Raw genomic sequence first — 2,153 nt, forward strand, 5'->3', positions numbered from 1 at the left:
TATTCCTGTTTCCCGTCCCGTTGACGACCGGATTATATGCGCTCGCGGGCCTGTGCTTGGTCGCGGCCATGGCGACGGTTGCCGCCGTCTATTTTCTGAAGAGGGCTAGCCGACCCACGATCAAGGTCCGCTAAGGGTCGAATGCAGTCAAGGCTAGGCCTGCCATAGGCTGTCATCCCGGGCGGCCGTCAGGCCGATCGGGGACCCAGACGTCGGCTTCAAATGGCAGGAGCGAGGAAGCGTCCGCCGCCTGGGTTCCGGGTTCGCTGCGCGCCCCGGAATGACGGCGGGAGTGCGCCGCGCCTCAGGCCGCCTGCGACTGAACCCGTTGCGGGGTGGAGCCGGCCGGGGCGATGGCGCCTTCGGGGGCGCGGAGGGGGAGGTCGAACCAGACGGTGGTGCCGTGGCCGGGTTCGCTCTCGATGGTCATGCGGCCGCGATGCAGCTCGATCAGCGACTTGGTCAGGGCCAGGCCCAGGCCGGTGCCTTGCGTGGTCTTGGAGTGCTGGCCCTCGACCTGTTCGAAGGGCTGGGCCAGGCGCTCCAGATCCTTGGCGGCGATGCCGATGCCGGTGTCGGCCACCGAGATCCGCACATGGTCGGCGTCCTGAAGCGCGACCTTGACCGTGACGGCGCCGCCCTCGGGCGTGAACTTCACCGCGTTGGAGATGAGGTTCAGCAGCACCTGTTTCAGGCCGCGATGGTCGGCCTCGACCGCGACGGCGTCGGGCGCCGTCAGGGCCAGGGTCAGGCCTGATTCCTGCGCCTTGCCCCGCATCAGGCGGATGGCTTCGCTGCACAGGCCGTTCAGCGACAGGACCTCGTAGTGCAACGTCAGCTTGCCGGCCTCGATCTTGGCCATGTCGAGGATGTCGTTGATCAGGCTGAGCAGATGCTGGCCCGAGGCGTGGATGTCGGCGGCGTAGCCCTTGTAACGCTTGTCGCCCAGGGGGCCGAACATCTCGCCGGCCATGATCTCCGAGAAGCCGTTGATGGCGTTCAGCGGGGTGCGCAGTTCATGGCTCATGTTGGCCAGGAATTCGGACTTGGCCTGGTTGGCGGCCTCGGCCCGGGTCATGGCGACCTCGTATTTGCGGGCCAGCAGCGAAAGCTTGGCCTGGCTGGTCTCCAGTTCGGCCACCATGTTGCGCAGTTCGTCGGCGGCGCGACGGCGCTCGGCTTCCTGACGGCGGATGACGGTGATGTCGGCGCAGATGACCACCGTGCCGCCGTCGCCGGTGAAGCGTTCGGCCATCTGCAGCCAGCGGCCGTCCTTCAGCTCGACCTCGCGGACGCCGGCCCGGCCGCTGGCCGACGGGTGTTCGGCCTTGATGGCCTCGGCGGCGATCAGGTTCAGGGCCTCCTTCTGGGCCCCGCGCGCGACCACGCCCGCCGGGAAGGCGAAGGCGTCCTGGAAGGCCTGGTTCCACAGGATCAGGCGGCCCTGGCGGTCGAACAGGACGAAGGCGTCGGACACGCTCTCGATGCCGTCGCGCAGGCGGTTCTCGGCGGCCTGGGCCTGGGCCTTGGCGCGGCGGGCCTCGGTGATGTCCAGGGCCACGCCCATCAGGCTGACGTAGCCGCCGTCGCGGCGCGGCTGGCGCGACTGGCCGCGGGCGTCGATCCAGCGCACCCCCCCGGCCTTGAGCGGCACGGGGAAGGTGACGTCGAAGGCGCCGTGCGCCGCGGCCACGTCCAGGGCGTGGACCAGGGTCTGGCGATAGCGCGGATGGACCCGCTCGATCAGGGCCTGGGTGGTCAGGGTCGCGCCGGTCTCCACCTCGAGCAGGGCGGCCATGTAGTCGGACAGGACGACCTCGCCGCGGGCCAGATCCCATTCCCAGACGCCGCAGCGCGCCGCCTCGACCGCGACGCGGAAGCGCCGCTCGGTGTCGGCCCAGCGACGGCCGGCGCGGGCCTGACGCCAGTTCTGCAAGGCGACGACGGCTAGGAACAGCACCACCAGCATCAGCGGCCCGGCCAGCAGCCAGGCGTCGTCCAGCCAGGCCGAAAGCCCGCTGGGAACCGGCATGGCCGTCACCACGGCCAGCCCCGTGGCGCCGATGGCGGCTGAGGCCGTCAGCCGGGCGCGGCCGTCCGGCCCCTTCACGGCCCTGGCGGTCGCTGTCGGAGCCTGCCCCGCCGGGACGACG

At 70.5% G+C, this 2,153-nt stretch carries 1 protein-coding gene; it reads right to left on the reverse strand.

Features of this window, described 5'->3' with window-relative positions; translation table 11 throughout:
* Window positions 1–304: 304 nt before the first annotated feature.
* Window positions 305–2,153: PAS domain-containing sensor histidine kinase (locus tag VGE49_RS13215; protein WP_331035002.1), on the reverse strand; the 1,849-nt coding region annotated here is incomplete at its 5' end.

The sequence above is a fragment of the Brevundimonas sp. genome (assembly GCF_036405315.1).
Classification (GTDB): Bacteria; Pseudomonadota; Alphaproteobacteria; order Caulobacterales; family Caulobacteraceae; genus Brevundimonas.